General features: G+C 69.1%; 25 protein-coding genes. 13 read left to right on the top strand and 12 right to left on the bottom strand.

Annotated features, from left to right (window positions below):
- Positions 1–23: 23 nt before the first annotated feature.
- The 3 genes from DTA22_RS27525 to DTA22_RS27540 all read right to left on the bottom strand — a co-directional run bounded on the left by DTA22_RS27525 (position 24) and on the right by DTA22_RS27540 (position 3,120).
- Positions 24–1,235, bottom strand: coding sequence for an LCP family protein (locus DTA22_RS27525; protein ID WP_235214550.1), 1,212 nt, complete (start codon positions 1,233–1,235; stop codon positions 24–26).
- A gap of 264 nt (positions 1,236–1,499) precedes the next feature.
- Positions 1,500–2,318 carry a CPBP family intramembrane glutamic endopeptidase gene (locus tag DTA22_RS27535; RefSeq protein ID WP_037228257.1) on the bottom strand — a complete coding sequence of 273 codons (819 nt, stop codon included), beginning with the start codon at positions 2,316–2,318 and terminating at the stop codon, positions 1,500–1,502.
- Between the two features lie 37 nt (positions 2,319–2,355).
- Positions 2,356–3,120, bottom strand: a complete 765-nt coding sequence (locus tag DTA22_RS27540; RefSeq protein WP_007298301.1) for a DUF2470 domain-containing protein — start codon at positions 3,118–3,120, stop codon at positions 2,356–2,358.
- Between the two features lie 116 nt (positions 3,121–3,236).
- On the opposite strand from DTA22_RS27540, the gene DTA22_RS27545 reads away from it, so the two are divergent.
- From DTA22_RS27545 to DTA22_RS27560, 4 genes are all read left to right on the top strand, one after another.
- Positions 3,237–3,929, top strand: a complete 693-nt coding sequence (locus DTA22_RS27545; RefSeq protein ID WP_112301573.1) for a hypothetical protein — start codon at positions 3,237–3,239, stop codon at positions 3,927–3,929.
- 54 nt (positions 3,930–3,983) lie between these two features.
- A complete protein-coding gene (pheA, locus tag DTA22_RS27550) occupies positions 3,984–4,901 on the top strand; it encodes a prephenate dehydratase (RefSeq protein WP_112301574.1) in 918 nt (305 codons plus the stop codon).
- Positions 4,898–5,569 carry a histidine phosphatase family protein gene (locus DTA22_RS27555; RefSeq protein ID WP_112301575.1) on the top strand — a complete coding sequence of 224 codons (672 nt, stop codon included), beginning with the start codon at positions 4,898–4,900 and terminating at the stop codon, positions 5,567–5,569. Before pheA ends, DTA22_RS27555 begins: the two co-directional genes overlap by 4 nt.
- A gap of 64 nt (positions 5,570–5,633) precedes the next feature.
- On the top strand, positions 5,634–7,028 hold the full coding sequence (locus DTA22_RS27560) for a lipase maturation factor family protein (RefSeq protein WP_409372728.1): 1,395 nt from the start codon (positions 5,634–5,636) through the stop codon (positions 7,026–7,028).
- 1 nt (position 7,029) lies between these two features.
- On the opposite strand, the gene DTA22_RS27565 is transcribed toward DTA22_RS27560, so the two are convergent.
- From DTA22_RS27565 to DTA22_RS27585, 5 genes are all read right to left on the bottom strand, one after another.
- Positions 7,030–7,824, bottom strand: coding sequence for an ESX secretion-associated protein EspG (locus DTA22_RS27565; protein WP_112301577.1), 795 nt, complete (start codon positions 7,822–7,824; stop codon positions 7,030–7,032).
- The gene (locus DTA22_RS27570) at positions 7,821–9,023 is read right to left on the bottom strand and encodes a PPE family protein (RefSeq protein WP_112301578.1); all 1,203 of its coding nucleotides are present in this window, start codon (positions 9,021–9,023) and stop codon (positions 7,821–7,823) included. The genes DTA22_RS27565 and DTA22_RS27570 overlap by 4 nt, the downstream gene beginning before the upstream one ends.
- Before the next feature lie 34 nt (positions 9,024–9,057).
- Positions 9,058–9,363 (bottom strand): PE family protein, encoded by a 306-nt coding sequence (locus DTA22_RS27575; RefSeq protein ID WP_037228237.1) that lies wholly within the window; start codon positions 9,361–9,363, stop codon positions 9,058–9,060.
- Between the two features lie 149 nt (positions 9,364–9,512).
- Positions 9,513–9,863 carry a metallopeptidase family protein gene (locus tag DTA22_RS27580; protein WP_009477115.1) on the bottom strand — a complete coding sequence of 117 codons (351 nt, stop codon included), beginning with the start codon at positions 9,861–9,863 and terminating at the stop codon, positions 9,513–9,515.
- Position 9,864: 1 nt separating this feature from the next.
- Entirely contained in the window at positions 9,865–10,971 is a 1,107-nt protein-coding gene (locus DTA22_RS27585; protein ID WP_037228235.1) for a septum formation family protein, read from the bottom strand.
- 81 nt (positions 10,972–11,052) lie between these two features.
- Between DTA22_RS27585 and DTA22_RS27590 the strand changes: the two genes are divergently transcribed.
- From DTA22_RS27590 to DTA22_RS27610, 5 genes are all read left to right on the top strand, one after another.
- The gene (locus tag DTA22_RS27590; RefSeq protein ID WP_112301579.1) at positions 11,053–11,472 is read left to right on the top strand and encodes an ankyrin repeat domain-containing protein; all 420 of its coding nucleotides are present in this window, start codon (positions 11,053–11,055) and stop codon (positions 11,470–11,472) included.
- Positions 11,473–11,505: 33 nt separating this feature from the next.
- A complete protein-coding gene (serS, locus tag DTA22_RS27595) occupies positions 11,506–12,762 on the top strand; it encodes a serine--tRNA ligase (protein WP_037228233.1) in 1,257 nt (418 codons plus the stop codon).
- Positions 12,763–12,855: 93 nt separating this feature from the next.
- Positions 12,856–13,032: a (2Fe-2S)-binding protein gene (locus DTA22_RS27600; protein WP_037228231.1), complete on the top strand. Its 177-nt coding sequence runs from the start codon at positions 12,856–12,858 to the stop codon at positions 13,030–13,032.
- A 90-nt stretch (positions 13,033–13,122) separates the two neighbouring features.
- Entirely contained in the window at positions 13,123–13,608 is a 486-nt protein-coding gene (gene bfr / locus DTA22_RS27605) for a bacterioferritin (protein ID WP_005260453.1), read from the top strand.
- 103 nt (positions 13,609–13,711) lie between these two features.
- Positions 13,712–14,899, top strand: coding sequence for an MFS transporter (locus tag DTA22_RS27610; protein WP_112301580.1), 1,188 nt, complete (start codon positions 13,712–13,714; stop codon positions 14,897–14,899).
- Between the two features lie 52 nt (positions 14,900–14,951).
- Here DTA22_RS27610 and DTA22_RS27615 read toward each other — a convergent pair whose 3' ends face one another.
- Positions 14,952–16,499 carry a Rieske 2Fe-2S domain-containing protein gene (locus DTA22_RS27615; protein ID WP_037228227.1) on the bottom strand — a complete coding sequence of 516 codons (1,548 nt, stop codon included), beginning with the start codon at positions 16,497–16,499 and terminating at the stop codon, positions 14,952–14,954.
- 98 nt (positions 16,500–16,597) lie between these two features.
- On the bottom strand, positions 16,598–17,428 hold the full coding sequence (locus DTA22_RS27620) for a hypothetical protein (protein WP_112301581.1): 831 nt from the start codon (positions 17,426–17,428) through the stop codon (positions 16,598–16,600).
- An 89-nt stretch (positions 17,429–17,517) separates the two neighbouring features.
- Here DTA22_RS27620 and DTA22_RS27625 point away from each other — a divergent pair, with 89 nt between their 5' ends.
- The 3 genes from DTA22_RS27625 to DTA22_RS27635 are packed head-to-tail and all read left to right on the top strand — an operon-like array spanning position 17,518 to position 19,880.
- Positions 17,518–18,273 carry a lysophospholipid acyltransferase family protein gene (locus DTA22_RS27625; RefSeq protein ID WP_037228224.1) on the top strand — a complete coding sequence of 252 codons (756 nt, stop codon included), beginning with the start codon at positions 17,518–17,520 and terminating at the stop codon, positions 18,271–18,273.
- 9 nt (positions 18,274–18,282) lie between these two features.
- Entirely contained in the window at positions 18,283–19,014 is a 732-nt protein-coding gene (locus tag DTA22_RS27630) for a lysophospholipid acyltransferase family protein (RefSeq protein ID WP_112301582.1), read from the top strand.
- A gap of 44 nt (positions 19,015–19,058) precedes the next feature.
- Entirely contained in the window at positions 19,059–19,880 is an 822-nt protein-coding gene (locus tag DTA22_RS27635; RefSeq protein ID WP_037228221.1) for a Cof-type HAD-IIB family hydrolase, read from the top strand.
- A gap of 31 nt (positions 19,881–19,911) precedes the next feature.
- Here the strand turns inward: DTA22_RS27635 and DTA22_RS27640 are convergent, their stop codons facing one another.
- Positions 19,912–22,044, bottom strand: a complete 2,133-nt coding sequence (locus tag DTA22_RS27640) for an N-acetylmuramoyl-L-alanine amidase (RefSeq protein WP_112301583.1) — start codon at positions 22,042–22,044, stop codon at positions 19,912–19,914.
- Positions 22,045–22,280: 236 nt separating this feature from the next.
- Here DTA22_RS27640 and DTA22_RS27645 point away from each other — a divergent pair, with 236 nt between their 5' ends.
- Positions 22,281–23,855, top strand: coding sequence for a SpoIID/LytB domain-containing protein (locus DTA22_RS27645; RefSeq protein ID WP_112301584.1), 1,575 nt, complete (start codon positions 22,281–22,283; stop codon positions 23,853–23,855).
- Here DTA22_RS27645 and DTA22_RS27650 read toward each other — a convergent pair.
- Positions 23,852–24,976, bottom strand: a complete 1,125-nt coding sequence (locus DTA22_RS27650; protein ID WP_112301585.1) for a glycosyltransferase — start codon at positions 24,974–24,976, stop codon at positions 23,852–23,854. The genes DTA22_RS27645 and DTA22_RS27650 overlap by 4 nt on opposite strands.
- Between the last annotated feature and the right edge of the window lie 34 nt (positions 24,977–25,010).

Below are 25,010 nucleotides of genomic sequence, written 5' to 3' on the forward strand. Positions count from 1 at the left end.
GGGTGTCAGTTTACGGCCGTGCGTCACGGTCCGGTGGTGACCAGTTCGGCCGGGACCTGACGGTCGTTCGCCAGCGCGTCGAAGAACTGCGACGCCCGGTCGTGATCCCAGAGCAGCACGTTCCCGGCACCGTCGACGTCCTCGAAACCGCCCACGGGAACGGTCGTGGTGATCATGTCGCCGCGCACCGCCCACGCGAGTGCGGCGAGGTGCCAGATGTGGTCGCTCTCGTCGACACGCAGCGACGCGGCGGTGTCGGTGACGAGAGGCCAGACGCGGAACGGGTTGAGCCACGTCGCGGGACTGGTGGCCTTCGACATCAACGCCGCCATGAACATCCGCTGATGGTTCATCCGGTCGATGTCGGCGAGCGCGGTCGCGCGGCTGCGGACGAAGCCGAGGGCCTGCGCCCCCGACAGTTCCTGGCAGCCGGGCCCGAGGTTGATCCCCGCGAGCGGGTCGTCGATGGCGGTGTCCAGGCACATGTCGACGCCGCCGATCGCGTCGACGATGCCGGCGAAACCACCGAACCCGATCTCCGCGTAGTGGTCGATGTGCAGACCGGACGCCTCCTCGACCGTCTGGGTCAGCAGTTGCGGACCACCGAACGCGAACGACGCGTTGATCTTGTCCTCGCCGTAGCCGGGGATCGACACGTACGAGTCGCGCGGGATGCTCACCATCGTCGCCGGGCCGCCCCCGCTGGGGACGTGCACCACGATGATGGTGTCGGTGCGGTCGGGGCCGCTGTTGCCACCGGTCGACAGTTGCTGTTCCTGCTCGGGGGTCAGCCCGGTCCGGCTGTCCGAACCGACGAGCAGCCAGTTCGTGCCGGGGGTGTCGTCGATCCGGCCGGGGTAGTCGGCCAGCGCGTCGATCCGGTTCAGCGAACTGTCGAGGTAGTACGTCATGCCCGCGAGCGCCAGGACCAGCACCAGGAACAGGATGCCGATGCGCCGGCCCCAGTTCCGCGTGCGCTTGGGACGTCGCTGCCCCGGGGGCTCCGGGGTCCGCGGCGGTGCGAGCGGCGGGGGTGGCGGTGGCGTGCGAGGGGGACGCCGGTCGGGCACCCGAGGCGGCGGTGGCGGCGCGTCACGGTAGGGCTGCGGCGTCTGGGTGGGCGCGTAGCCGCGCGGACCCTGCGGCGGCGCCGACCGGGACAACTGCGGTTCGGGGGCCTGCGACCACGCCTGCTGGGGCGGCGGCGGGGCGCCGCGTCCGTCGCGGCGGATCACCTGGGTGCCCTCCGGCGGCGGCGCCGGGGGACCCTGCCGGGGGGTGGGGTGTCGCGGGCGGGGCGCAGGAGGTCCCTGTTGCGGGGGACCCTGCGGTGGCACCCGCCGCGTCTGCGGAGGAACCCGCTGGTCAGGAGGCGGCATTCGGCGGTTCGGGGGCGGCGGCACCTGCTGCCCGCCCTGCGTCCGCCGGGGCGGACGGGGCGGCAGCGGAGGATAGGGGGCGTCGCCGGTCACCCGCACGACTTTACTGGTCCGGCCGGATTACGGAATCCAGCCGACGTGCCCGCGCAGTGCGGCGTAGCCGACGAACGCGACCGAATCGATGGTGGCGTGGGCGATCACGAGAGGCCACAACCGTCCAGTCTTCTGCCAGTACCGGCCGAACACCAGACCCATGGCGACGTTGCCCAGCCCGCCGCCGAAACCCTGGTAGAGGTGGTACGTCCCCCGGAGCACCGCCGACGCGAGCAGTGACGAGTTCTCGCTCCACCCGAGCTGCCGCAGCCGGGTGATCAGATACGCGACGACGAGCACTTCCTCCGCGCCGGAGTTCGCGATCGCCCACAGGATCAGGGCCGGCAGTCGCCACCAGTGATCGCCGATCGTGCTGGGCACCACGGTGAGGTTGGCGCCGATGGCGCGGGCCAGCAGGTAGAAGCCGAGCCCGGGCAGACCGATCAGGGCGGCGAGCCCGACCCCCTGCGTCCCGTCGGGACGCCACCGGAATCGGCCGAGCCCGACGTCGCGCGGGCCGAGGCCGCTGCGCCACAGGAGATACAGACCCAGCGCGCCCCAGGCGAGGAGTTTCACGACGCCGAGCAATTGCCGGGCGACATCGATGATCTGGTTCTCCGCGCGCGAGACGTTGAGGGCGACGGCCTGATCGGCGAGGTTGCCCGGGGTCAGTAGCGATTCGGACAGCGACAGCAGTCCCGACAGTCCGCTCGTCCCGAACGTGACGAGCAGGACGATCGTGATCTCGATCCACAGGGCCCGCCGCTCGGTCCCGGTGGCCGGCGGAGCGGCCGGTTCGGGTGAGGCGGGCCGTATCCAGGAGGCGAGCGTTGCACGCGAGATCACGCGGCACACGCTAGCGCGCGCCGAACCGGAATGGCGATCAGCCGCGCGCGCGGAGTCCGTTCACGAACGGGCATCCCACCAGCAGCCGGATCGCCCTGCTCAGCGCGACGGCGTCGTCGACCGGCGCGGAGAACGGCATCCAGATGTCGCGGTCGCCGTGATCGTTCTCGACGCGCAGTCGCAGCCCGTACCGGTCGATGCCCAGGGGGCGGACGCGTCCGCGTCGCATGTGGGGCGGCAGTTTGCGGGACAGCATGTCGATGAGGTCGCGGTGGTCCTCGTCGAGATGCTGGAGCCAGGCGGTCTCCATTTCCCAGAACGGGTCGGGCCGGGCCGCGAGCAGGTCGTCGAGGGCGACGGGTTCGGCGCCACTGGAATCGGCGACCACCGCCGATTCGAGGCGGAGCTGCAGCAGCGTCGCATCGTGCCCGACGTCGAGAAGTCCGGGGTGCGGGTATTCGGATGCCACCTCGTCGGCCAGCGTGCGGGTGTGTGCCTCGCAGAGGGCGTGGAGGTTGCCGCGCAGCCAGACGAGTGACCGCACGGGCTCACGCAGCGCGAGCGGTGAGTTGTCGGTCAGCTCCAGCACGGCGGGGATCCCGCCGCCACCGGCGAGCCAGGACAGGGTGGCGGCCGCTGATTCGGTGGGCACGGCGACCACGACGTCGCCGCTGGACCGCAGGTGGTGTACCGACGTGACGGTCGGTGCGCTGCCTTCGACGGCGAGTACCGCGTCCTGGGTCCGTGCGCACGAGCTACGCACACGCTCGGCGGTGGACGGACCGGTGGTCGTGACGGGCATGGAGCCTCCTTCAGGGTTCCGCGATACTGAGGTAACCCTAACCTAATGTGGGCGAGTCGGCGATGGCAAGACCCCGAGACGAATCCGGTCCACGAGGTGGGCATTACGGTGGGGAGGTGGCTATACCTCTCTCCCTCGGTGTCCCGCGCTCCCGCGGGCCGCAGTCGTTGCTCGCCGAACTTCTCAGCGGACCCCAGGACACGGGCCCGGCCGCAGGCGGCGCACTCGGACCGCGGGTGGTTCCGGCGTCCGCACTGCTCGACGCCGCCGGGACCGACGCCGGCCGCATCATCGTGGGTCTCGACGTCGACCCCGCCGCTCTCCGCACCAGCGAGCAGGCCTCCTACGAGGCGGTCCGGTTCCACCTCGACTGCCCCGCGGGCCACCTCGGCGACGCGGTGGCACTCCGGCTGCCGTCTCCGCTCGCGGTGTTCGTCACCGCAGACGGCAGCGACGACCCCGGTCTCGCCGAGACGGCGCAGCAACTCGCGGACGCCGGCCGCATCCCGGGCCTCGCGAGCGGACACTCCGTCGGCGACGTCGCCGACTTCCTGGCCGTCCTCGCGCACGCGGACGTCGGATACGTGGCGAGGGCGCGTGACACGGCCGAGGTGCTCGCGCTGCTGTCCGGGACGGTTGCGTCCCTTCGCGGCGACGACGTGCGGGCAGCGCTCGCGGCACCGGATCCGGCGAGGCTCACCTCGCTGATCCCCGAGGCCGCGGAGGCCGTCCGCGAGGTCCTGCTGGGGGTCGAGGTGCACGACCCGGCGCTCGTCGCCCGTGAGCTGGCGGACGCGGGTCTGCGGTAAACATTCACCGTCAATGCGCCGGACCGTCAACGCTCGGTGCGTAATCTCGTAGGCGTGCCAAAGATCGCGTATTTCGGACCGTCGGGAACCTTCACGGAGATGGCGCTCGCCCAGCTCGAGGCCGCGGGTGCCTTCGACGGGCAGGTCGAGCGGGTCGCCGCGACCAGTCCGCCCGCCAGCCTGGCCAAGGTGCGCGACGGCGTCGTCGACGGTGCCGTCGTTCCCATCGAGAGCTCCGTCGAGGGGGCCGTGGTGCCCACCCTCGACTCGCTCGCGCTGGGCGACCGCCTGCAGATCGTGGCCGAGACCGAGCTCGACGTGGCGTTCACGATCCTCGGCGGGGCCGGCATCGAGCGGCTCGATCAGGTGCGCACCGTGCGGGCGTACCCGGTGGCGGCCGGTCAGGTGCGAATCTGGCTGGAGGAGAACTGCCCCGGCGCCGAACTCCAGACGGCGTCCTCCAACGCGGGCGCCGCCGAGGACGTGGCGAACGGCCTCGCCGACGCCGCCGTGTCCACCGCCCTCGCCGGCGATCGACTCGGGCTGCGCAGCCTCGCCGACGGGGTGGCGGACGAGAAGAGTGCCCGCACCCGATTCGTTCTCGTCACCGCCCCGACCCAGGTGCCCGCACGCACCGGCGGCGACCGCACGTCGGCCGTGCTCGAACCCCACAACACCCCCGGCTCCCTCGTCGGTGTGCTCTCCGAGTTCGCTACCCGCGGAATCGATCTCATCCGGATCGAATCGCGCCCGGTGCGCACCACCCCCGGCCTGTACCGATTTTTCGTCGACTGCATCGGGCACATCGACGACCCGCTCGTCGCCGAGGCGTTCCGTGCGCTGCACCGCAAGTCGCACGTGCGGTTCCTCGGGTCCTGGCCCGCGGCGAACCCCAGCGGCCCGCCGCCGCCGTCCGACGGAGACGCAGCGGACTGGATCGAACGAATCCGTCAGGGAGAGAGGGAATCGTGAGCGGCAAGCTGATCCTGGTCCGGCACGGGCAGACCGAGGCCAACGTCGAGCGCAGGCTCGACACCCGGCTGCCCGGTGCCCGGCTGACACCCGAAGGGCTCTCCCAGGCGGAACGGCTGGGCACCGACCTCGCCGCGAAGGCGACGACGGCCGCCCTCGTGTCCTCGCAGGCACTGCGCGCCCGGCAGACGGCGCGCTTCGTCGAACTCGCGTCGGGCATCGCCGTCCAGGTGCGGGAGGGCCTGCACGAGGCCCAGGCCGGTGAACTCGAGGACCGCACCGACGAGGAGTCGCACAAGCTGTTCATGAAGACGTTCCACCTGTGGCACACCGGCGAGTTGGACGCCCGGGTTCCCGGCGGGGAATCCGCCCACGACATCCTCGAACGGTATGTGCCGGTCGTGGACTCCCTCCGTGAGCAATACCTCGACGACCCGGCGGACTCGGGGGACGTCGTGCTGGTCAGCCACGGCGCCGCCATCCGGCTCGTGGCAGCGCAACTCGCCGGGGTGCCCGGGCTGTTCGCCTCCAATAATCATCTGGCCAACACGCAGTCCGTGGAGCTGACGCCGCTCGCGGGCGGCGGCTGGGAGTGCGTGCGCTGGGGAACCGTCGAGCCACCGTTCGAGCACCGGGTGATCCCCGGCGCCGACGACCCGATGGGGTGACGTCGTTGCGCGCACCCTGGGGTTGCGCGACGATGGAGGAAACCGTCCTCGAGGAGTGACGGCGGTGGATTGGTTCGTTGGCGATGACTATTCGCTCGGTCGGCTGCTCGTCACCGAGGGGCTCGCCGCGATCTATCTCGTCGCGTTCGTGGCCGCGAGAAACCAGTTCAGGCCGCTCGTCGGAAGCAACGGGATGCTGCCCATCCCGCGCTTTCTCCGCGCCGTCACGTTCGGTCGTTCACCGAGCATCTTCCATTTCCACTACTCGGACAGATTCTTCGAGGCGATCTGCTGGACCGGCGCCGGACTGTCGCTGGCCGCGCTGCTCGGTCTGACGCAGGTCATCCCGCTCGCCGCGTGCATGCTCGTGTGGTTCGCCCTGTGGGTGCTCTATCTCTCGATCGTCAATGTCTCCCAGATCTGGTACAGCTTCGGCTGGGAGTCGTTGCTGCTCGAAGCGGGTTTCCTCGCGATCTTCCTGGGCAACGCCTCGGTCGGTCCGCCGATACTGGTGCTGCTCGTGCTGAGGTGGTTGCTGTTCCGCCTCGAATTCGGGGCCGGGCTGATCAAGATGCGCGGCGACCGATGCTGGAAGGACCTCACCTGCCTGTACTACCACCACGAAACCCAGCCGATGCCCGGACCGCTCAGCTGGTACTTCCACCGGCTGCCGAAGCCGCTGCACAAGGTGGAGGTGCTCGGCAACCACTTCGCTCAGCTGGTGGTGCCGTTCGGGCTGTTCGCGCCGCAACCCGTCGCCGCCGTCGCCGCGACGATCATGATCGTCACCCAGCTGTGGCTGGTGGCGAGCGGTAACTTCTCGTGGCTGAACTGGACGACCATCGTGCTGGGACTGTCCGTGATCCCGGACAGCGTGTACGAGAAGGTGCTGCCCTTCGACGTCCCGGCCGCCGACGACTCGGCGCCGATACCCTTCGTCGTGCTGGTGATCGCGGTGACGGCGCTCGTGGTCGTGTTGAGCTACTGGCCGATCCGCAACATGGTCTCCCATGGGCAGCGCATGAATGCGTCGTTCAACAAATGGCACTTCGTCAACACGTACGGCGCGTTCGGCAGCATCACCCGGGTGCGTTACGAGGTGATCGTGGAGGGCACGTCCGACGCGCACGCGAGTGTGCACTCCGTGTGGAAGGAGTACGGCTTCAAGGGAAAACCGGGTGACGTCAACCGGCGGCCGCGCCAGTTCGCGCCGTATCACCTGAGGCTCGACTGGTTGTTCTGGTTCACGGCGATTTCTCCCGGCTACGCCGAACCGTGGTTCCGGGGTTTCGTCGAGCGGTTGCTGCGGAACGACCGTGACACGCTGAAGCTGTTGCAGTACAATCCGTTTCCTGAGGATCCGCCGAAACACGTACGTGCGCGCATGTATCGGTACGAATTCACCACCTGGAAGGAGCGCCGCGAGACCGGTGCATGGTGGAAGCGGCAACCGGTGTAGGTCAGCGGAGCCGGTCGGCCAGCGACTCCAGCGCCTGCCGCAGACGCTGTGGGGTGCCGGGGCTGAGCGACGACCACGCCACCCCGTGCGCGGACACACTGGACGTGCCGACGATGCGTCCCGCTGACGTGTCGAAGACCGTGACGGGGCCGCCCACGGGATCGTATCGTCCGTCGCCGTAGACGATTCCGACGATCTCGGCGTAGGTGGTGCAGCCGGCCATCGCGTTGCCGAGGGCGGTCGCGTCGACCGCGGTCACCCCGAGTGCGGTGAGGGCGGCGGCGAGCGACTTGCCGTCCCCACCCTGGTCGAAGGCTTCGCCGAGCTGGACCGTGGGTGCGTTGACGACGCCGACGTTCATCGGCTCCACGTCCCCCAGCGCTCCGATGACGGGGGCGAAGAGGTCGGCGCCCGCGTCCTGTACGACGTACGTGTCGCCGGCGCGCAGGGCGAGCACCGAGAGGGCGTCCCCCTGGGAGATGCACAGTCTCGAGATGCTGCCGTCGACGCACCAGCGCAGGGCGATCTCCCACAGCGGTCGGGCGAGTACCCGCAGGCGGTCGGCGAGTTCGGGGTGAACCCTGCCGCCCGGGAGCAGGTCCCGGGCGGCGAGGGTGTCGACGGCGCCGCGGAACGCTGCGTCCCTGGCGTCGTACGTGTCGTACCGGGGGGTGGCGTCGAGCACCACCGGCAGCACGTCGAGTGCGAGCGTGTCGACGAGATAATCCATTTCGTCGAGGCTCAGGGTCACCGCCGGGAGGGTCGGTACGCCCGGCTGGGTGCCCAGATCGATCACCGTCCGGACTCCCGGTGGTCGGGGTTCGCGCCGATGACCGACGGAATGACGGTGCGCCCGTCGGAGAAGTGCTCGAAGTTCTTCAGGTAGTCGGGGGTCTCCCGCTCGTCCTCGTCCTGCGAACCGGCCCCGGCCGCGCCCGCTCCCCGCCCGACCGTCATCGGTCCGCTACCGGTGGCGCCGCGCCCCGCCGCAGCCGGGTTCACGTCGGCGCGAACGTCTCCGATCACCCCGCCGGGTGCGGTTGCCGGTGCGCCGGGCCGTGCGCCCTGGCCGCCGTCCGGCTTGCCCCAGCCCTCGGGCAGGGTCGCCCCGCCTGCGGCGCCCGCACCGAGGGCACCGACCGAGGTGCGCGCTGCCGCAGCGCTCGTCGAGGCGGAGCCGCCGCCGTACGCGCCGCCGGACATCATCGGCGCGCCGCCCACCATCGGGCTGACACCGCCACCGGTGACCGCGGACAACGCCGCGCCACCGATGTTGCTCGCCGCCGACGTGGCGGTGGAGACCGTGGTGCCCGCGATGCTGCCGACCTGCGACGCGGCCGTGGTGACCGCCGGGTTCTGGCCGGCGGCCATCAGCGCGGCAGCCGCGGCACGGGTCGGATCGAACTCACCGTCGGACGGGATTTCGTCGAACGTCCCGACCTCCTTCGAATCGGCCTTCGTGACGATTCGAGGGGGCTGCCGGTACGTGCGTTTGAGCGCCAGGATGTTCGACGCGGCCTCGTACCCCTCCATCACGAGCCCGGCGCGAATGTCCATCGCGCGGTCCGCGGCTTCCGCGGCCGCGGCGGTGCCGTTGAGCGCCCCACCCGTCGAGTACGCCGTGGCCTTCGCGGTCTTCACTGCGACGATCTCGGGGATGCTGGGCATGATGAGCGCGGCGGTGGTGTAGGCGCCCGCCTCGAGTCCCGCCTTCGCTGCCGTGTCCGCGGCGAGTTCGGCGCATTCGGCGGTCCACACCGTGAACGGCGTGATCTTCGCGAGCGCCGCGACCGCGGACACCCCCTGCCAGCCGGCCGCGAGTTCGGCCATCACGCGGACCAGTGTGAGGTTGGCGTCGACGAAGCTCGTGGACAACGCCGTCCACGCCGCGCTCGCGACGCTCAGCGGCACCGGGCCCGCGCCTGCGACGAGGGTGGTCGAGTTGACGGTCGCCCCTCGGGGCAACCAGATTACACCTGTCAGTCCCATGGTCATGTCTGATCTCCTGGTGGTCTCGAGGCGCCGGCCGTCACATGCCCGCCGCGAGGGTCGCGCCGAGCGCGACGTCCTCGGCGACGTACAGCGCGGCCTGGGTGCGGAGCGTGTTCGCGGTCTCGCGCATCTCGAGAATGCCCTGGGCGACAGCAGGAGTGAACGTGGTGGCAACCGTGTTGAAGTAACCGGCCGCGTGCAGAGAGACCTCTTCGCTCCCGGACGGGAGCACGCGGATGGCCGCGGAGTTGAGAGCGACCGCGGTCTCGAGACGCGCAGCGAGTGCGTCGAGTTCCACGGCGGCGGCGACAAGAGCTTCAGGTGCGACGTGCAGAGCTGGCATTGCGTCGAACTCCTTCTTGACCTAGGCAGGCGGAAGGCAGTTGCCCCCCGGCAAACGAACTGCATGTGCAGCTGTCCCTACACACTTGGACGCTGCAACGCGCTCTTCGGTTCCCCCCGATCCCGAGAAATTCTTCTCGGGAAAACCGTTCATCCCCAGCCGAGCTCGTGCAAGCGATCTTCTTCTATCCCGAAGTAGTGCGCAACCTCGTGTATCACGGTGACGGCCACCTCGTGGACGACTTCCTCCTCCGAACTGCAGATTTCGAGGAGGGCGTCGCGATAGACGGTAATCGTATCGGGCAGCGATCCGCCGTAATGGCTGTCCCGTTCCGTCAGCGCGATCCCGTGGTAGAGGCCCAGAAGGTACGGATCCTCGTCGTTGCGGTCGTCGACGAGGACGACGACGTTGTCGATCGCGGCCGCGAGCTGGGGTGGGATCAGATCGAGTGCGTCGCCCACCAATTCCTCGAATCGGTCGGGCGTCATGCTCACCGCCACATCAGTTCCCGGGAACCGGAACTGCGCCGGGAAGCGGCGTCGGAACAGACCTACCCTCCGGGACCGGCGGCGGCGGCACGGGTGCCGCACCGTTGATGAGGATCTCGCCCTTCGCCGAACCGGTGATGGTCGAGAAGCCGCCGGCGTCGGTCTCCTTGCCCACCGAACAGTTGACCCGCCTGCTGCCCGCGAGCCAGCTGTCGAGTTCCAGGTTGTCCCAGAACAGCGTGAGCGTCTTGTTCCGCAGTGCGTCGGCGGAACCGAGGTACTCGTTGGCGGCCTGCGTGCACACGCCTTCGAGATACTTGTCCTGGTCTTCGACGGACGGCATCGAGGACGGGAACTGGGTGGCCAGGTCGACGACGGAGATCACTTCGAACGCGTGGGGCTGCGCGCAGTCGACGGGATCGGTGGGCACGTTCTGGTTGATTCCGATGCAGGTACCCGGATCCCAGATGTTGGATTGGTCCTGCTCGGCCACCTTGCCGGTGAACGGAAGCAACGTCCCTGCGGTGCTGGAGAATTGGAGGCCGCACCGCAGAGTGCGCTCGCCCGCCGCCCAACCGGACTCGCTGGGGAACATCAGACCCACGCTGAACTTGCCGTACGGATCGAACTTCGCGCCGAGGTAGGTGTCGACGGCGGGCACGCAGTGTTCGTCGCGCAGCGCGGCGAACCGCAGCGCACCCGGGTAACGCGAACCCGGACCGAATTCGGCGCCCGGATACACGCTGAGGTCCAGCGGCGCCGCCACCTCGAATCGGTGTTCCTCCGAGCAGTCGACCTTCGCGACGTCCTTCCGGTCTTCCTGCGGATCGTTCGACGGCGTCCAGTCGAGGCAGTCGCCCGCCGCCGCCGAAGCGAACGCGTCGCCGTCCACCGAACCCGTCGCCTGCGGTCCGGAACCGGTCGAGTGGGCGGGGAGGTTCTCGCTGCGGTTGAAACCGCCTGCGATCGCGAACGTGGCGATCGCTGCCACCACGGCACCGGCCGCGACGGCCGCGAGCGCGCGACGCGTCGTGGTCGCGGACATGCTGCGGGGAGCCTTCTCCGGTTGCCCGGCATTCTTCGGCTGGGGGTCGGCACCGTTCGACTGATCTGAGGACATCGATTTCCATAATGCCCGTTCCGATCGTGGAAGCAGAACAACTCCCGCAATCGGCCCGAACCTGGCGTAACTTCGACGACCATGAGTGACGATCCTCAGCACTTCGCCGAACCGGTGGATCCTGAACTGCAAGAGCTCGCCGGGCGTGTGTTCGACACGGCACGATCCGGCGACGCCGTGTCGTTGGCCACGTACCTCGACGCGGGCGTCCCGGTGAACCTGGCCAATCAGAACGGCGACACCCTGGTGATGCTGGCCGCATACCACGGTCACGCCGTGGCTGTTCAGGTCCTGATCGACCGTGGCGCCGACGTCGACCGGCTCAACGACAAGGGCCAGTCCCCGCTGGCAGGGGCGCTGTTCAAGGGTGAGGACGCCGTCGTGCGGACGCTCGTCGCCGGTGGCGCCGACGCCACGGCCGGCCACCCGACCGCTGTCGACGCCGCCCGCATGTTCGGCCGCGAGGACCTTCTGAGCTTGCTGGAACCGAAACCGGAGTGAGCCGCTCCGCGGCGCCCGGTAGGGTTTGAAGCCGTGATTGACCTGAAGTTCCTCCGCGAGAACCCCGACGCCGTCCGCGAGTCGCAGCGCACCCGTGGCGAAGATCCCGCCCTGGTCGACGCATTGCTCGAGGCCGACGCGTCCCGGCGCGCCGCCGTTCTCGCCGGCGACAACCTGCGTGCCGAGCAGAAGGCGTTCGGCAAGAAGGTCGGGCAGGCGTCCCCGGAGGAGCGTCCGGCGCTGCTCGAGGGGTCCAAGGAACTCGCGGCCAAGGTCAAGCAGGCCGAGGCAGAGCAGCACGAGGCGCAGGCCGCGCTCGACGCCGCGCACCGGGCGATTTCCAACGTCGTCCAGGAGGGCGCCCCCGCGGGCGGCGAGGACGACTTCGTCACCCTCGAGACGGTCGGCGGCATTCCCACGTTCGACTTCGAACCCAAGGACCACCTCGAGCTGGGTGAGTCGCTGGGGCTGATCGACATGGAGCGCGGCGCGAAGGTCTCCGGCGCCCGCTTCTACTTCCTCACCGGCTTCGGCGCGATGCTGCAGCTGGGAATGCTGCAGCTGGCCGCGCAGAAGGCGATGGCCAACGGCTTCCAGATGATGATCCCGCCGGTGCTGGTGCGACCGGAGATCATGGCGGGTACCGGGTTCCTCGGCTCCCACGCGGACGAGATCTACCACCTCGCCGACGACGACCTGTACCTCGTCGGCACGTCCGAGGTCCCGCTGGCCGGGTACCACTCGGGCGAGATCCTCGACCTCGCCGACGGCCCCAAGCGGTATGCCGGCTGGTCGACGTGCTTCCGCCGCGAGGCCGGCAGCTACGGCAAGGACACCCGCGGGATCATCCGAGTCCACCAGTTCGACAAGGTGGAGATGTTCACTTACTGCAAGCCCGAGGACGCCGACGCCGAACACCAGCGCCTGCTCGCGTGGGAGCGCGACATGCTCGCCGCCATCGACGTGCCGTACCGCGTGATCGACGTCGCAGGCGGCGACCTGGGGTCGTCGGCCGCCCGCAAGTTCGACTGCGAGGCCTGGGTGCCCACGCAGCAGGCGTACCGCGAGCTCACCTCGACGTCCAACTGCACGACGTTCCAGGCGCGTCGTCTCGGTGTCCGGTACCGCGACGAGAACGGGAAGCCGCAGACGGCCGCGACCCTCAACGGCACCCTCGCCACCACCCGGTGGATCGTCGCCATCCTGGAGAACCACCAGCAGTCCGACGGCACCGTGCGGGTGCCCGAGGCGCTCGTGCCGTTCGTCGGGACGGATGTCCTGAAGCCATAGAAGCAGGCCCAGGATTTTGGGAAGGCTACCCTTGCGCGAACGCGAAAATGATGTAACCCTTACCTAATCGAGTTGGTTGGTAAGGAGCTCCACATGTTCGTGTGCATCTGCAAGGCAGTGACGGAAGACGAAGTGCACGAGCACTGCGCCGACGGAGCTGACAGCGCGGATGCCATCGGTGAGCGTTGCGGCGCCGGATGGGGATGTGGGACCTGCGTCGATCGGTTGAAGGAGATTCTGGAGCGGTCGGCCGTGAGCACGGCCGCGTGACGAAACCGCAGCACAACTGAATCCCGCGATCCGCTACATCGCGGTACTCCCAGTGGTACGTTCGCCTCAACCGGGGCGAACGGAGGAGCCATGCGCGGCGACGACGAGGTTATTGCTCTTCTCAACGAACAGTTGACCAGTGAGCTGACCGCGATCAACCAGTACTTTCTGCACTCCAAGATGCAAGCCAATTGGGGCTTCACCAAACTGGCGGACAAGACTCGGGCCGAGTCCATCGAGGAGATGAACCACGCCGAGATCCTCACCGACCGGATCCTGTTCCTCGAGGCGCTTCCGAACTATCAGAAGCTGCTGCCGCTGCGTATCGGGCAGGACCTGCGCGAGCAATTCCATTCCGACCTCTCCATCGAAGTCGAGGTCGTCGAGCGTTTGCGTCCGGGAATCCAGATGTGCCGCGACAAGGGCGATGCCACGTCGGCGAAACTGCTCGAGACGATCCTCAAGGAAGAAGAGGATCACATCGACTACCTGGAGACGCAGATCGAACTGATGGACAAGATGGGTGACCAGCTCTACATGGCCCAGCTCGTCGATCAGCCGCCGACCGTCGGATAGGTCGAAACGGGGTGACACCCCCGGCGCGGAGTGCGAAACTGGGCGCGTGAGATATCCCGCCGCCCAGCCTTGACCCCGTTCGCAGCGTTTTCTCGCCGTCCGCGTGGTCGGCTATGTGTCCACGCGCGACCTCATCCCGCTCTACGGTCTGTACGACCTGCTGTTCGCCGACCACGGTGTGAGTGTCGGTCAGATCTCGTCCCTGTTCGTCATCTGGTCGGTCGTGTCCTTCGTCGCCGAGGTGCCGTCCGGCGCGTGGGCCGACACCGTGTCTCGACGTGGCCTCCTGGTATTCGCATCCGTGCTGTATACGGCCGGATTCACCGTGTGGATCCTGGTTCCGTCGTACGCGGGATTCGCGGCAGGATTCGTGTTGTGGGGCATCAGCGGCGCCATCCAGTCGGGCACGTTCGAGGCGTTGCTGTACGACGAACTCGTCGCGCGAGCCGCTGCCGGTGACTTCGCGAGGTTGCTCGGCTACGCCAACTCCGGCGCCATGGTGTGCAACCTTCTCGCGACCCTGACGGCGGCGCCGCTCTACGTTCTCGGCGGATATCCGCTGGTCGGGTGGGTGAGCGTCGGTGCGACCGTGGTCCACGGCTGCTTCGCCCTGCTGCTGCCCGCGGCACCCAAGGTCGAGGAGGCGGACGAGACCCTCGACGTCGCGGGCGAACAACGGGGACTCGCGGTCCGGTACGCCACGATGCTGCGGGCCGGCCTCGGCGAGGTCACGCGGGAGGCGGTGGTCCGGCGCGGAGTGATGCTGTCGGCGGTGCTGATCGCGTTCCTGGCGTTCGACGAGTACTTCGGGCTGCTCGCGCGCGACGGTGGAACGGCGACGGCGTCCGTACCGCTGCTCGTCGCGATCACGGTGAGCGGGCAGGTGGTCGGCACAGCCCTCGCCGGACGCACGGCGTCGATGCGCGCCGTGACGATGGGCCGGGCCGTCGCCGTCGCCGCGATCCTGCTCGGCGGAGGAGCGCTGCTCGGCGGCGTCCCCGGATTTCTCGCGATCGGCGTCGGCTACGGCATCCTCGGCAACGCGATGATCGTGTCGGAAGCGCGCGTGCAGGATGCGATCACCGGTCCCGCGCGCGCCACCGTCACGTCGGTGGCAGGCCTGTTCGGTGAGGTGGCCGCGGTGCTGATCTACACGGGCTTCGCCGTCGGGTCACTGTGGCTGTCGGTCACGACGCTCGTCGCGGCACTGGCCGTTCCAGTATTGCTGTCGGCGGTCCTGGTGCGACGGTGGCTGCCGCCGGTCCGGGCCGACGCCCCCTCTGCCGGGTGAACGTACCCTTCGACGCCTCAGGTGCGCCGAAGGGTACGTTCGCCCGCCGGGGTCAGAGCTTCGCAGACCGCAGTTCGTGTCCCTTGGACGTCTTGCAGCGCCCCGATTCGAGGTCCCACTGCCAGCCGTGCAGGTTGCAGGTGAGGTTGGTGCCGTCGACGACGCCGAACTTCGACAGGTCGGCCTTCAGGTGCGGGCAGCGACGCTGGATCTCGTACCCGCCGAGCTCGATAGACGCGGAGTCGTCGTGGGCCTCGGCGAACCAGCCGTCGGCGTACGCGATGCGCTCGTCGGTGAGGCACTTGAAGAACGTGTAGAGGAATTCGTTGTATCCGCCGACGCGCCACGCCTCGAAGCGGGTGGACAGGAAGATGGTGTTCACCCAGTCGGGCTCGTCGTCGCGCAGCACCGTGCGCACCAGCTCGGGGGCGATGCGGAAGCCGTAGCGGTACTTGCCGTCCTTCTCGCCGCGTGGACGGACGGTGCGCTGCGGGAAGTCGAGGACGACGGTCTCGTCGCCCATCACCAGGCCGACGGGGTAGCCGATGCCGTCGCAGATCAGGTCGGACTGCTTCATGATCGGCTCGAACTTCGCCTTCAGCGCCTCGAGCAGCGGCTCACCCTCGGCGGGGGCCCACGTGGCCTTCTCGGCGGCCAGGACCGGCGCCATGCGCTTCGCCATGTCCTCGATGTACGCGGCCTTGTCGGAGAAGATCTTGTCGACCTCGGCGTCCGGGATCGGGTGCGTGAGCGTCAGCTCGCCGCCCTTCAAGTCCGCGGTGGAACCCGGGATCATCAGGATGCCGCCGTCGTTGCCGTGGATCCGCATCTGCTCGAGGAACGTGATCTGGTCGGGGAAGATGTTGCCCTCGTCGCCCCGGTCGTCGTTCAGGTAGCGCAGTGCGTCGTCGAGGAACACCGGCGGTCCGGCGGACGGCACCACCCAGGTGGCCGCGACCTGCTCGATGTAGCTGCGGCAACGGTCCATGCCGCGCTGACGCTTCTGCTTGCCGAAGTTGGCCTTCGTCTTGGTGGGGATGTCGTAGACCATCGGGTACCAGATGGCGCCCGAGTACTGGAGCAGGTGGATGTCGATCTTGCCGAACTCGTCGTGCAGGACGTCCATGTCGACGGGTCGCGCGTCGTTCATGTTGAAACACGTGGTCTCGCCGTCGGACACCACGAGACCCGAGTCGCCGATCGGACCGTCCGCGGGGGCGCGCAGGGCGATGATCATGATGTCGAGGTCACCCTTGGGGCCGGTGACCTTGTGTTTGACCGAATCCTCGGTCTCGAAGAACGTGTGGAAGCCCAGCGCCTCGAGTTCACGCTTGAGGTCCGGCACCGGGTAGTCGGGGAGCAGCACCGTCGCGTCCTTGTTGACGTGCTTGCTGAGGTTCTCCGGGTCGAAGTGGTCCTTGTGCAGGTGCGACACGTACAGGTAGTCGCAGTTGCCCAGGGCGTCCCAGTCGAGCTGGGTGTTGTCCGGGAACGGGAACCAGGATCCGAAGTACGCGGGGTTCACCCAGGGGTCGCACAGGATCGAGCCTGCCTCGGTCTGGATGTGGAATCCGGCGTGTCCGACGCTGGTGACCTGCACTGGTATGCCTCCTGGGAGCTGAGCGACTGTTCCAGAGTAGGCGTTCCCCCCAGGTGAGTGACAATGCGCGCTCCAGCACACATCGCCACTCACGTGCGTCAGTTCACTTCGCCCAGGCAGTAGCCGTCGGGGCCGATGGACAGCGTGACCTGCCTGGTGTTCGTCACACCGGACACGTCGGTGACCGGAACGGACACTTCCAGGTAGTCGCCGCGGACCGGCGTGGCGGTCATCGCGTCGGTCGCGAACGCCGTGGTCCCGGCCAGGACGTCGGGGTCGAGCCGGAGCGGCGGCCGGCCTCCGTTGCCGGTGCCGGACGGATCCCAGGGGCTGAAGCCGGGGCAGATCAACGGGTAGGCGGTCTCGGTATCCGCCCCGTTGACCGGCGCGCCCGACTCCCGCGACAGGAATCGGGTGACGGCGTACTCGGCGTCGGCGGGGGTGTAGAAGTCGACGGTCCCGGCGGGGTGGACGTGCGGGCAGGCGTAGCCGGAGGCGATCTCGCTGCGTTTGACGGACACCGTGGTGCCGCCGCCGGTCCACGACACCGCGAATTGTCCGTCGACGCCGGGTTGCGCGAGCGCCCCGAGGATCGCGGACGTGTCGGCGTACTGGTCGGCGGCCTGGGCGGGCGGCAGCGTCCAGCATTTCGCGGGGACGGTGCCGGGCCGGGTGACCAGGTCGGTGGCCCAGGCGCGGACGGCGTCGACCGCTGCGGGGTTGCCGGGCACCTCACCGATGACCACCTGCGGCACCGGGGCCGGCGGCACGGTGGTCGTGGGCTCGGCCGCGGCGGGAGCGGGCGCGGAAACGGTGTCGGCCGGGGGCTCCTCCGTCGGGATTCCGGACTGCGAATCGCACGCCACCCCGGCGCCGAGAATCACCGCGACGACCGGCGCGATGAGCGCCCTCCTGCCCCTGCCACCCATCTCCAGCGCGCCCTTTCTCTCGACTCCCCACCGAATGTCCGTCCCCGACGGCGGGCCAGATCGCGGATACCCGGCTACGCTAGCCGATTGTGGAACCCGTCTACCGAACCGTCATCGGCATCGCCCGCACCGTATTCGCCCTCGAGGGGCTGAAGTTCACGGTCAAAGGCGATCAGCACATTCCGTCGACGGGTGGGGCGGTGATCGCGATCAATCACACCGGCTACATGGACTTCACCTACGCCGGACTTCCGGCCCGCAGGGTGAAGCGGTACGTCCGCTTCATGGCGAAGAAGGAAGTGTTCGACAACAAGATCTCGGGCCCGATCATGCGCGCGCTCAAGCACATTCCGGTCGACCGGGCCGCCGGTGCGGATTCGTACAAGGCGGCCGTCGACTTCCTGCGCCGCGGCGAACTGGTGGGCGTCTACCCGGAGGCCACCATCAGCCGGAGCTTCGAGATCAAGGAATTCAAGTCGGGTGCCGCGCGCATGGCGATCGAGGCGAATGTGCCGATCATCCCGGTGGTCATCTGGGGCGCGCAGCGGGTGTGGACCAAGGGGTTCCCGAAGCGGCTGGGCCGCACGAACACTCCCATCTCGATCGCCGTCGGTGAGCCGATCCAGCCGTTCGAGCCCGCATCCGAGCTGACCGCGAAGCTGCACGCCACGATGACGACGATGCTCGCCGACCTCCAGCAGGGCTACGACCACCCGGCAGGCGAGTACTGGGTGCCCGCGCGCCTCGGGGGCAGTGCGCCGACGCTCGACGAAGCGAACAAGATGGACGCCGCCGACGCCGAGGCGAAGGCGCAGTCCCGTCGGGCCCGGGAGACCGGTAGCTAGAAGGTGGCGGTGGAGCCTGTCTACACGGCTGTCGAGTCGACGGCCAAGGCGTTGTCCCTGTTCCAGGGGTTGCGGATGACGCGAGTCGGCCTCGACAACATCCCCACCGAGGGTGGCGCGGTGCTCGCGGTCAATCACACCGGCTACCTGGACTTCGTCCAGCTTGCGCTGGCGGTCGGCGCGGTGGACCGCAGACTGCGGCTCATGGCCAAGGCCGAACTCGCGAACAACAGGGTGATGGCGTTCCTGATGCGGGGCTGCGGGGTCATCCCGGTCGACCGGACAGCCGGCGCGGGCGCGTACCTCGCTGCGGTGGATCGGCTGCGCGAAGGCGAACTGGTGGGGGTGTACCCCGAGGCGACCATCAGCCGGAGCTTCGAGATCAAGGAACTGAAGTCGGGTGCGGCGCGCATGGCGATCGACGCCCGGGTGCCGCTCGTGCCCGTCATCGTGTGGGGCGCTCAACGGATCGCCACCAAGGGTCAGCCGAGACAGCTTGGGCGGCATCGGTTCCCGGTGACCGTCGAGGTCGGCCGGCCGATCGAGCCGCGGGAACCGGCGGAGGCCCTGACCGAGACCCTGCACGCGGAGATGGACGCGATCCTGCGCCGGGTTCAGGACGGATTCGACCATCCGGCGGGCGCGTACTGGGTGCCCCGGCGACTCGGTGGCAGTGCACCCACCATCGAGGAGGCCACCGAGATGGACCGCCGCGAAGCCGAGGAACGCCGGTCCCGGTAACGGCCCCCCGGCGGCGCCGCGGACCCGGCAGGCAGAATGGCTGGGTGAGCCCAGACCGACCGAGCCTTGTAGCGTCCGATGTCGACGGCACCCTGATCGGGGAGGACGAGCGCATCAGCGCCCGGACCCGCGACGCCGTCGCGTCGGTGGTCGCGTCGGGAACTCCCTTCGTGCTGGCCACCGGCCGGCCCCCGCGCTGGATCCATCCCGTGGTCGAGGGCCTCGGGTACGCGCCGCTCGCCGTCTGCGCGAACGGCGCCGTCATCTACGACAGCGACAGCGACCGCGTGCTCAGCGCCGCGACGCTCGACGTCGACACCCTCACCTGGCTGTCGGAGATCGCGCTCCGGGTGCTGCCCGGCGCCGGGCTCGCGGCCGAGCGTGTCGGGGCCAGCGCCCACGACGCCGCGACACCGCAGTTCGTGAGCTCACCCGGCTACCAGCACGCCTGGCTCAACCCTGACAACACCGAGATGTCCGAGAACGAGGTCGTTGCGGCCCCCGCGGTGAAGCTGCTGATCCGGGTGCCGGAAATGTCGAGTCAGGCGATGGTCGACGCGCTGGCGCCGCACATCGGTCGCCGGGCGGACGTCACGTTTTCCACCGACAACGGGCTGATCGAACTGTCGGCGTCGGGAATCACGAAGGCGTCGGGTCTCGCGCTGGTGGCGGAACGGCTCGGCGTCACGGCGTCGCGGATCGTGGCCTTCGGTGACATGCCCAACGACATTCCGATGCTGAACCTCGCGGGCCGGGGTGTCGCCGTCGAGAACGCGCACCCCGACGCCAAGGCCGCCGCCGACGAGGTGACCGCCACCAACTGGGACGACGGGGTCGCGAAAGTACTCGAGCGCTGGTGGTCCTGAGACCACCAGCGCCCGAGAGGGTGAAACCCGATCAGCCGGCCGGAACCGGTGCCGGTTCGACGGGAGCGGGCGCGGGAGCCGGTTCGGGTGCCGGAACCGGAGCGGGCTCGGCCGGAGCGGGCGGAACCTGTGCCGGATCCGCGGGCGGTGCGACAGGGGCCGCGGCATCGACCGGGGCACCGTTCTTGTAGGCCTCCGCGTAGGTGTCGTTGTAGGTCTTCAACACCTTGGTGACGATGCCGGTGATCTCGTTGAAGATCAGCGAACCGTTCTCGAAGTCGGTGCGCAGACCGCCCGGGATCGCGTACTCGTCACTGGTCGGCAGACCCAGTTCGCCGTTGTCGGCGCCGAGGTTCTGCCAGGTCTTGAAGATCTGCCCGAGGACCGCCCACACACCGCCGTTGGGCGAGGTGAAGATGGCGCCGTTGGCGAACTCAGCGCCCGAGTTCCCGGCCTTGGCCTGCAGCAGTCCGGTGATGGCCTGGCCGAGCCGACCGGTGTCGCCGCCTTCCGCGACCCACTTCTGGGCGACCGGCGACGGGTCGGTGAGCCGCAGCAGTTCGTTGACCAGGGCGGGGATTCCGGCGCCGAGGCTGGAGCTGGCGTCCGTGCCGGGACCGCCGGACGGTGCCGGAGCCTCACCGGCGGGTGCGTCCGAGGCCAGCGAGGCGTTGCCGCCACCGAGATTGGCGGCCGCGATCTGCCGGATCTCGTCCATGTGTGAGTACGCCGCATCGCCCGGGCAGGACGTGTTGCCGACGTCGCGGTGCGCGAAGATCACCGGAAGGTCGACGGCCTCACCCTCCGCATAGGGAGTGAATTCGGTGCCCTCGGAGTACATCGTCGTCTCCCCGAGTGGATCGAGTCCGGCCTTGCCGAGCTTCCAGCCCAGGAACTTGCCGACGGCGTCGAGGGTCGCCTGCGGCGGATCTTCGGAGGAGAAGTCGCCCATCATCGCGACGCCGGTGGTGTTCTCGTTGAACCCGCCGGCATGCGCGCCCTGCACCGGACGGTCGAGACCGCCCGCGCGTCCCTCGAAGATCTGGCCGTATTTGTCGACCAGTGCGTTGTACCCGATGTCGCACCAGCCGAGCGTCTGCGCGTGGTAGGCGTAGATCGCGCGGACGATCTCGGCCGATTCGGCCTTCGAGTAGTCGTTGGCTCCCGCAGTGTGGTGCACGGTGGCACCGCCGATGAAGTCGTCGTAGTCGGGGTCCTGGCATCGGATGGATTCGTCGGCACCCCACTGCTGGCGGCTGATCACCTTGGGGCCGCCGCTGTCGAGGGGGCTGGCGATGTCGCCGAGCGTCGCGTCGCCGGGACCGCTGCCCGGTTCGATGAGGACGGCCGTGACGTCGTCGGCGCCTGCGCGTGCCGGCTGCTGCCGCAACGGCGTGTTGACGGCGGCGGGGGTGTATCCGAGCGGTGCGGCACCGTCGGCGGCAGGAGCCGGTGCGGGAGCAGGGGCTTCGGGAGCCGGTGCGGGAACTGCAGCGGGTGCACCGGCCGGTGCGGGCGTCGAGGTGGGGGTCAGGATCTGGATCGCCTTCGTCAGCCCGACGTAGACGGGTTCGGTGGCGACCTTGCCGTCCGACGCGGTCTTGTCGGTGCGACGCGTGTCGATCATGTCGGGGGAGACCCACTGTCCCCACGTTCCGTCGGCCTGCAGCGCACGGACCTTCGACTCCGCGGACGCGAGGGTCTCGGAGGTGAGCGCCACCATGCTGAACGGGGTGTCGCGGGACAGTTCCTTGACGATCGCGCCGGGCTGCTGATCGGCCGGGGGCAGGATCGCGGGGTCGGAGACGTCGCCCGGGGCGGGAAGCTTCAACGGGATCTGCAGGCTCGGAATCTGGATTCCGCCGGGAAGCTGCACATTGCTGGGGATGTGGAGGTACGGCGGGATCTTCAGGTTCCGCAGGTCGCCGATGTTGACGTCGGGCAGGTTCAGCCCGGTCAGTTCCTTCAGCGGAATCACGATGTCGGGAATCTGCGACAGCACGACCTGCGCGATCTCGGTGGACACTGCGGAGTTGGAGGTTTCGTTCGTGGATTTGACGTCGGAGGGTGCGCTGCTGATGCCGTAGACCGCAACGGGACTTGCGACAGCCAGAGCGGCGACAGCCCCGAGGACAATCGAGGGCTTCGGTCGACGGTGCGGCAAGGGGGACTCTCCTCAGTTGTAGTTTCCTGCGAGCGACCTCGCGTGTCTGCAACTCGTGATGCTCATGTGACTGAAGAGACTGTTGTTGCTAACTCCAACCACTCTTGCCACACTAGTCACATAGGTCCATAACGCTCAACCTTACATTGAGACTTTATCCCGAATTTCTCGGACCCGCTGAGACGAGGTGCACGCCCCGTCTCAGCGCTCGTTGTTCAGCGATGAGGAGTGCAGTGATGGCGAAGACCGAATTCGGGGTTCGTGCAGGTAGGCCTGCCTGGACCCGCAGGAGGCGGTACATCGCGGGCCCTCCCGCCCCGCGCGGGTTCACGGCCAAACTTCTGCGCGCGTCGGCACTCGGCATCGCACCCGTCCTCGTCATCGGTGCCGTCACCGGCGTCGTCGTGCATCTGCGCTCCTCCGGCCAGGACATCCGGGAAACCGTCGCCTCCGACACGCCGTTCACGCTTTCCGGGCACGGCAACGGCCACGGCCGCGGGATGGGCCAGTGGGGCGCCTACGGATACGCGAAGGATCAGGGATGGGCGGCCGAGCGCATCCTCGGTCACTACTACGGCGGCACCACACTCGGCACCCTGGCCGATGCACAGATCAGCGTCCGGCTGCAGGCGCGCGACGATCAGCCGCTCGACGTCTACTCCGACGCCGGCGCCGTCGTCGCCGGCAAGCCCGTCGGACCGGGGGAGGCCGTCCACCTGACGCCGACCGCCGACGGCGGCGCCAACGTCGTGGTCACCCGCGGATGTGCCGGTGAGGTCCTGTGGCAGGACGCCACCGACCACCCGTGGGTGGACCCGATCGACCTGGCCCCGGACCGTCCCGCGAACGAGCACCTCAAGCTGTGCGCCGGTGACACCCCCTACCGCGGCGCGCTCGGGGTCGCGCTCGACGGCGCGACCGTGCGCACCGTCAACGTCCTCGACATGGACGACTACCTCCTGGGCGTCGTGCCCGCCGAGGCGAAAGCCGCCTGGGCCGACACCGGTGGGGCCGAGGCGCTTCGGGCGCAGGCCGTCGCGGCCCGCTCCTACGCCGCCGCCGAGAACCGGGAAGAGTACGCGAAGACCTGCGACACCCAGAGCTGCCAGGTGTACGGGGGTTCCGCGAAGGAAGACCCGCGGACCACCGACGCCGTCCGTTCCACCAAGGGCATGATCCTGACCAAGGACAACAAGCCCGTCGCCGCCGAATTCTCCTCGTCCACAGGCGGATACACCGCGGGCGGCGAGTTCCCGGCCGTCGAGGACCAGGGCGACACCGTGTCCCCGAACCACGACTGGACGGTGACGCTCACCGCGGGCGACATCGCGTCCGCGTTCAACGTCGGAGACCTCGAATCGTTCGAGGTGATCACCCGCAACAACTTCGGCGTCGACGGCGGACGCGTCACCGGTGTGAAGGTGGTCGGATCGTCGGGCACCGCCGAGGCGACGGGCGCCGAGGCGCGGTCGAAGCTGAAGCTCAAGTCCGACTGGTTCACGGTCGGTGACGGACTCGGCGTCCCCGCACCGCCGGCCGCCCCCGAACCCGACTCCACGCTCGCGTCCGCGGGTGAGGACGAGGACACCGTCGGCACCACCGAGGGTTCGCCGATCGCCGAGAAGTACAAGGAACTCGGCGGCGTCAACAGCACACTCGGTGCGCCGATCGGTCCCGAGATGATGCTGCCGTCGGAGGCGGGGAAGTTCCGGATGTACACCAACGGAACGATCATCTGGACGAAGAAGCTCGGCGCGCAGGTGATCGACGCCAGCGTGCTGCGCGAGTGGTTACCGACGGGCGGCAGCTAGGCGGAGCAGAGCGGACCGGTTCCCTCGAGCACGGCGAGCATCCCGTCGACGGACTCGCCCCAGCCGAAGTCCTCGGCCCGCCGCCGGGCCGACGCCCGGCGCGTGCGTGAGGGGATCGCGAGGATGCCGCTCACCGCTTCGGCGAACGCGGGACCCCGGTCCCGGGCCAGGGCGCCGCAGCCGGGTGTGATGATCTCGGCGAGCGCCGACGACTGTGACGCGACCACCGGGGTGCCCGCCGCCAGCGACTCGAGCGCCGACAGGCAGAACGTCTCATGCGGTCCGGGCGCCAGCGACACGTCCGCCGACGCGAACAGCGACGCCAGGCGCCCCTTGTCGCTGATGAACCCGGTGAAGTGCACGGGGAGCCCGCGGGCCCGGTACTGCAGCGCCTCGCGCCGCGGGCCGTCCCCGGCGATGACCAGCCGGGCGTCGTGACCCTGCCGCCGCAACAGCCGGACGGCGTCGATGCTGCGTTCCACCTGCTTCTCCACCGACAGCCGGCCACAGTGCAGGAGGAAACGCTGCGCCGGGTCGGCGAAGGAATCGCGCATCACCTGGTCGTGTTTGCCGGGGTGGAACATCGTGAGGTCCACCCCGAGCGGGACCCGGTGCAGGTTGGGGGCTCCGATGCGGGTGAACTCCTCGCTCGCGAAGTCCGTCGTGCAGACGACGGCGTCGTAGTTGCGGGCCATCCGGCGGTTCGCGACATCGGCCCAGCCACGGGCCACGCGGCGCGGAGCGAGTTGGCCGATCAGCCGGTCGAGGCGTTCGTGTGACACGACCACACTGCGCACCCCGCGGGCGCGCGCCCAGCCCCCGAAACCGCGCAGGGTGAGCCGGTCGGACACCTCCAGGACGTCGGGTCGCAGACCGCTGACCACGTCGGCCACCCGCCGCGGATTGACGACGCGGTAACCACCGGTCGCGGGGATGGTGGGAGCCGACCGGGTGATCCGCAGGACCCCACTCGGCAGCAGCTCTTCGCAGTCGCGCTGACCTGGGACGACGAGGATCACCTCGTGTCCGCGTTCGACGTACCCCTGACCCCAGTTGTGGAGGGCGGTGCGGAGCCCACCCGACCGCGGTCCGTAGAAGTTCGCCAGCTGGACGATGCGCACCCGCTCATCAAGCGCGATCGCCGCGTCGGCGGGA

The organism is Rhodococcus wratislaviensis (assembly GCF_900455735.1).
In the GTDB taxonomy this organism is placed as follows: domain Bacteria; phylum Actinomycetota; class Actinomycetes; order Mycobacteriales; family Mycobacteriaceae; genus Rhodococcus_F; species Rhodococcus_F wratislaviensis.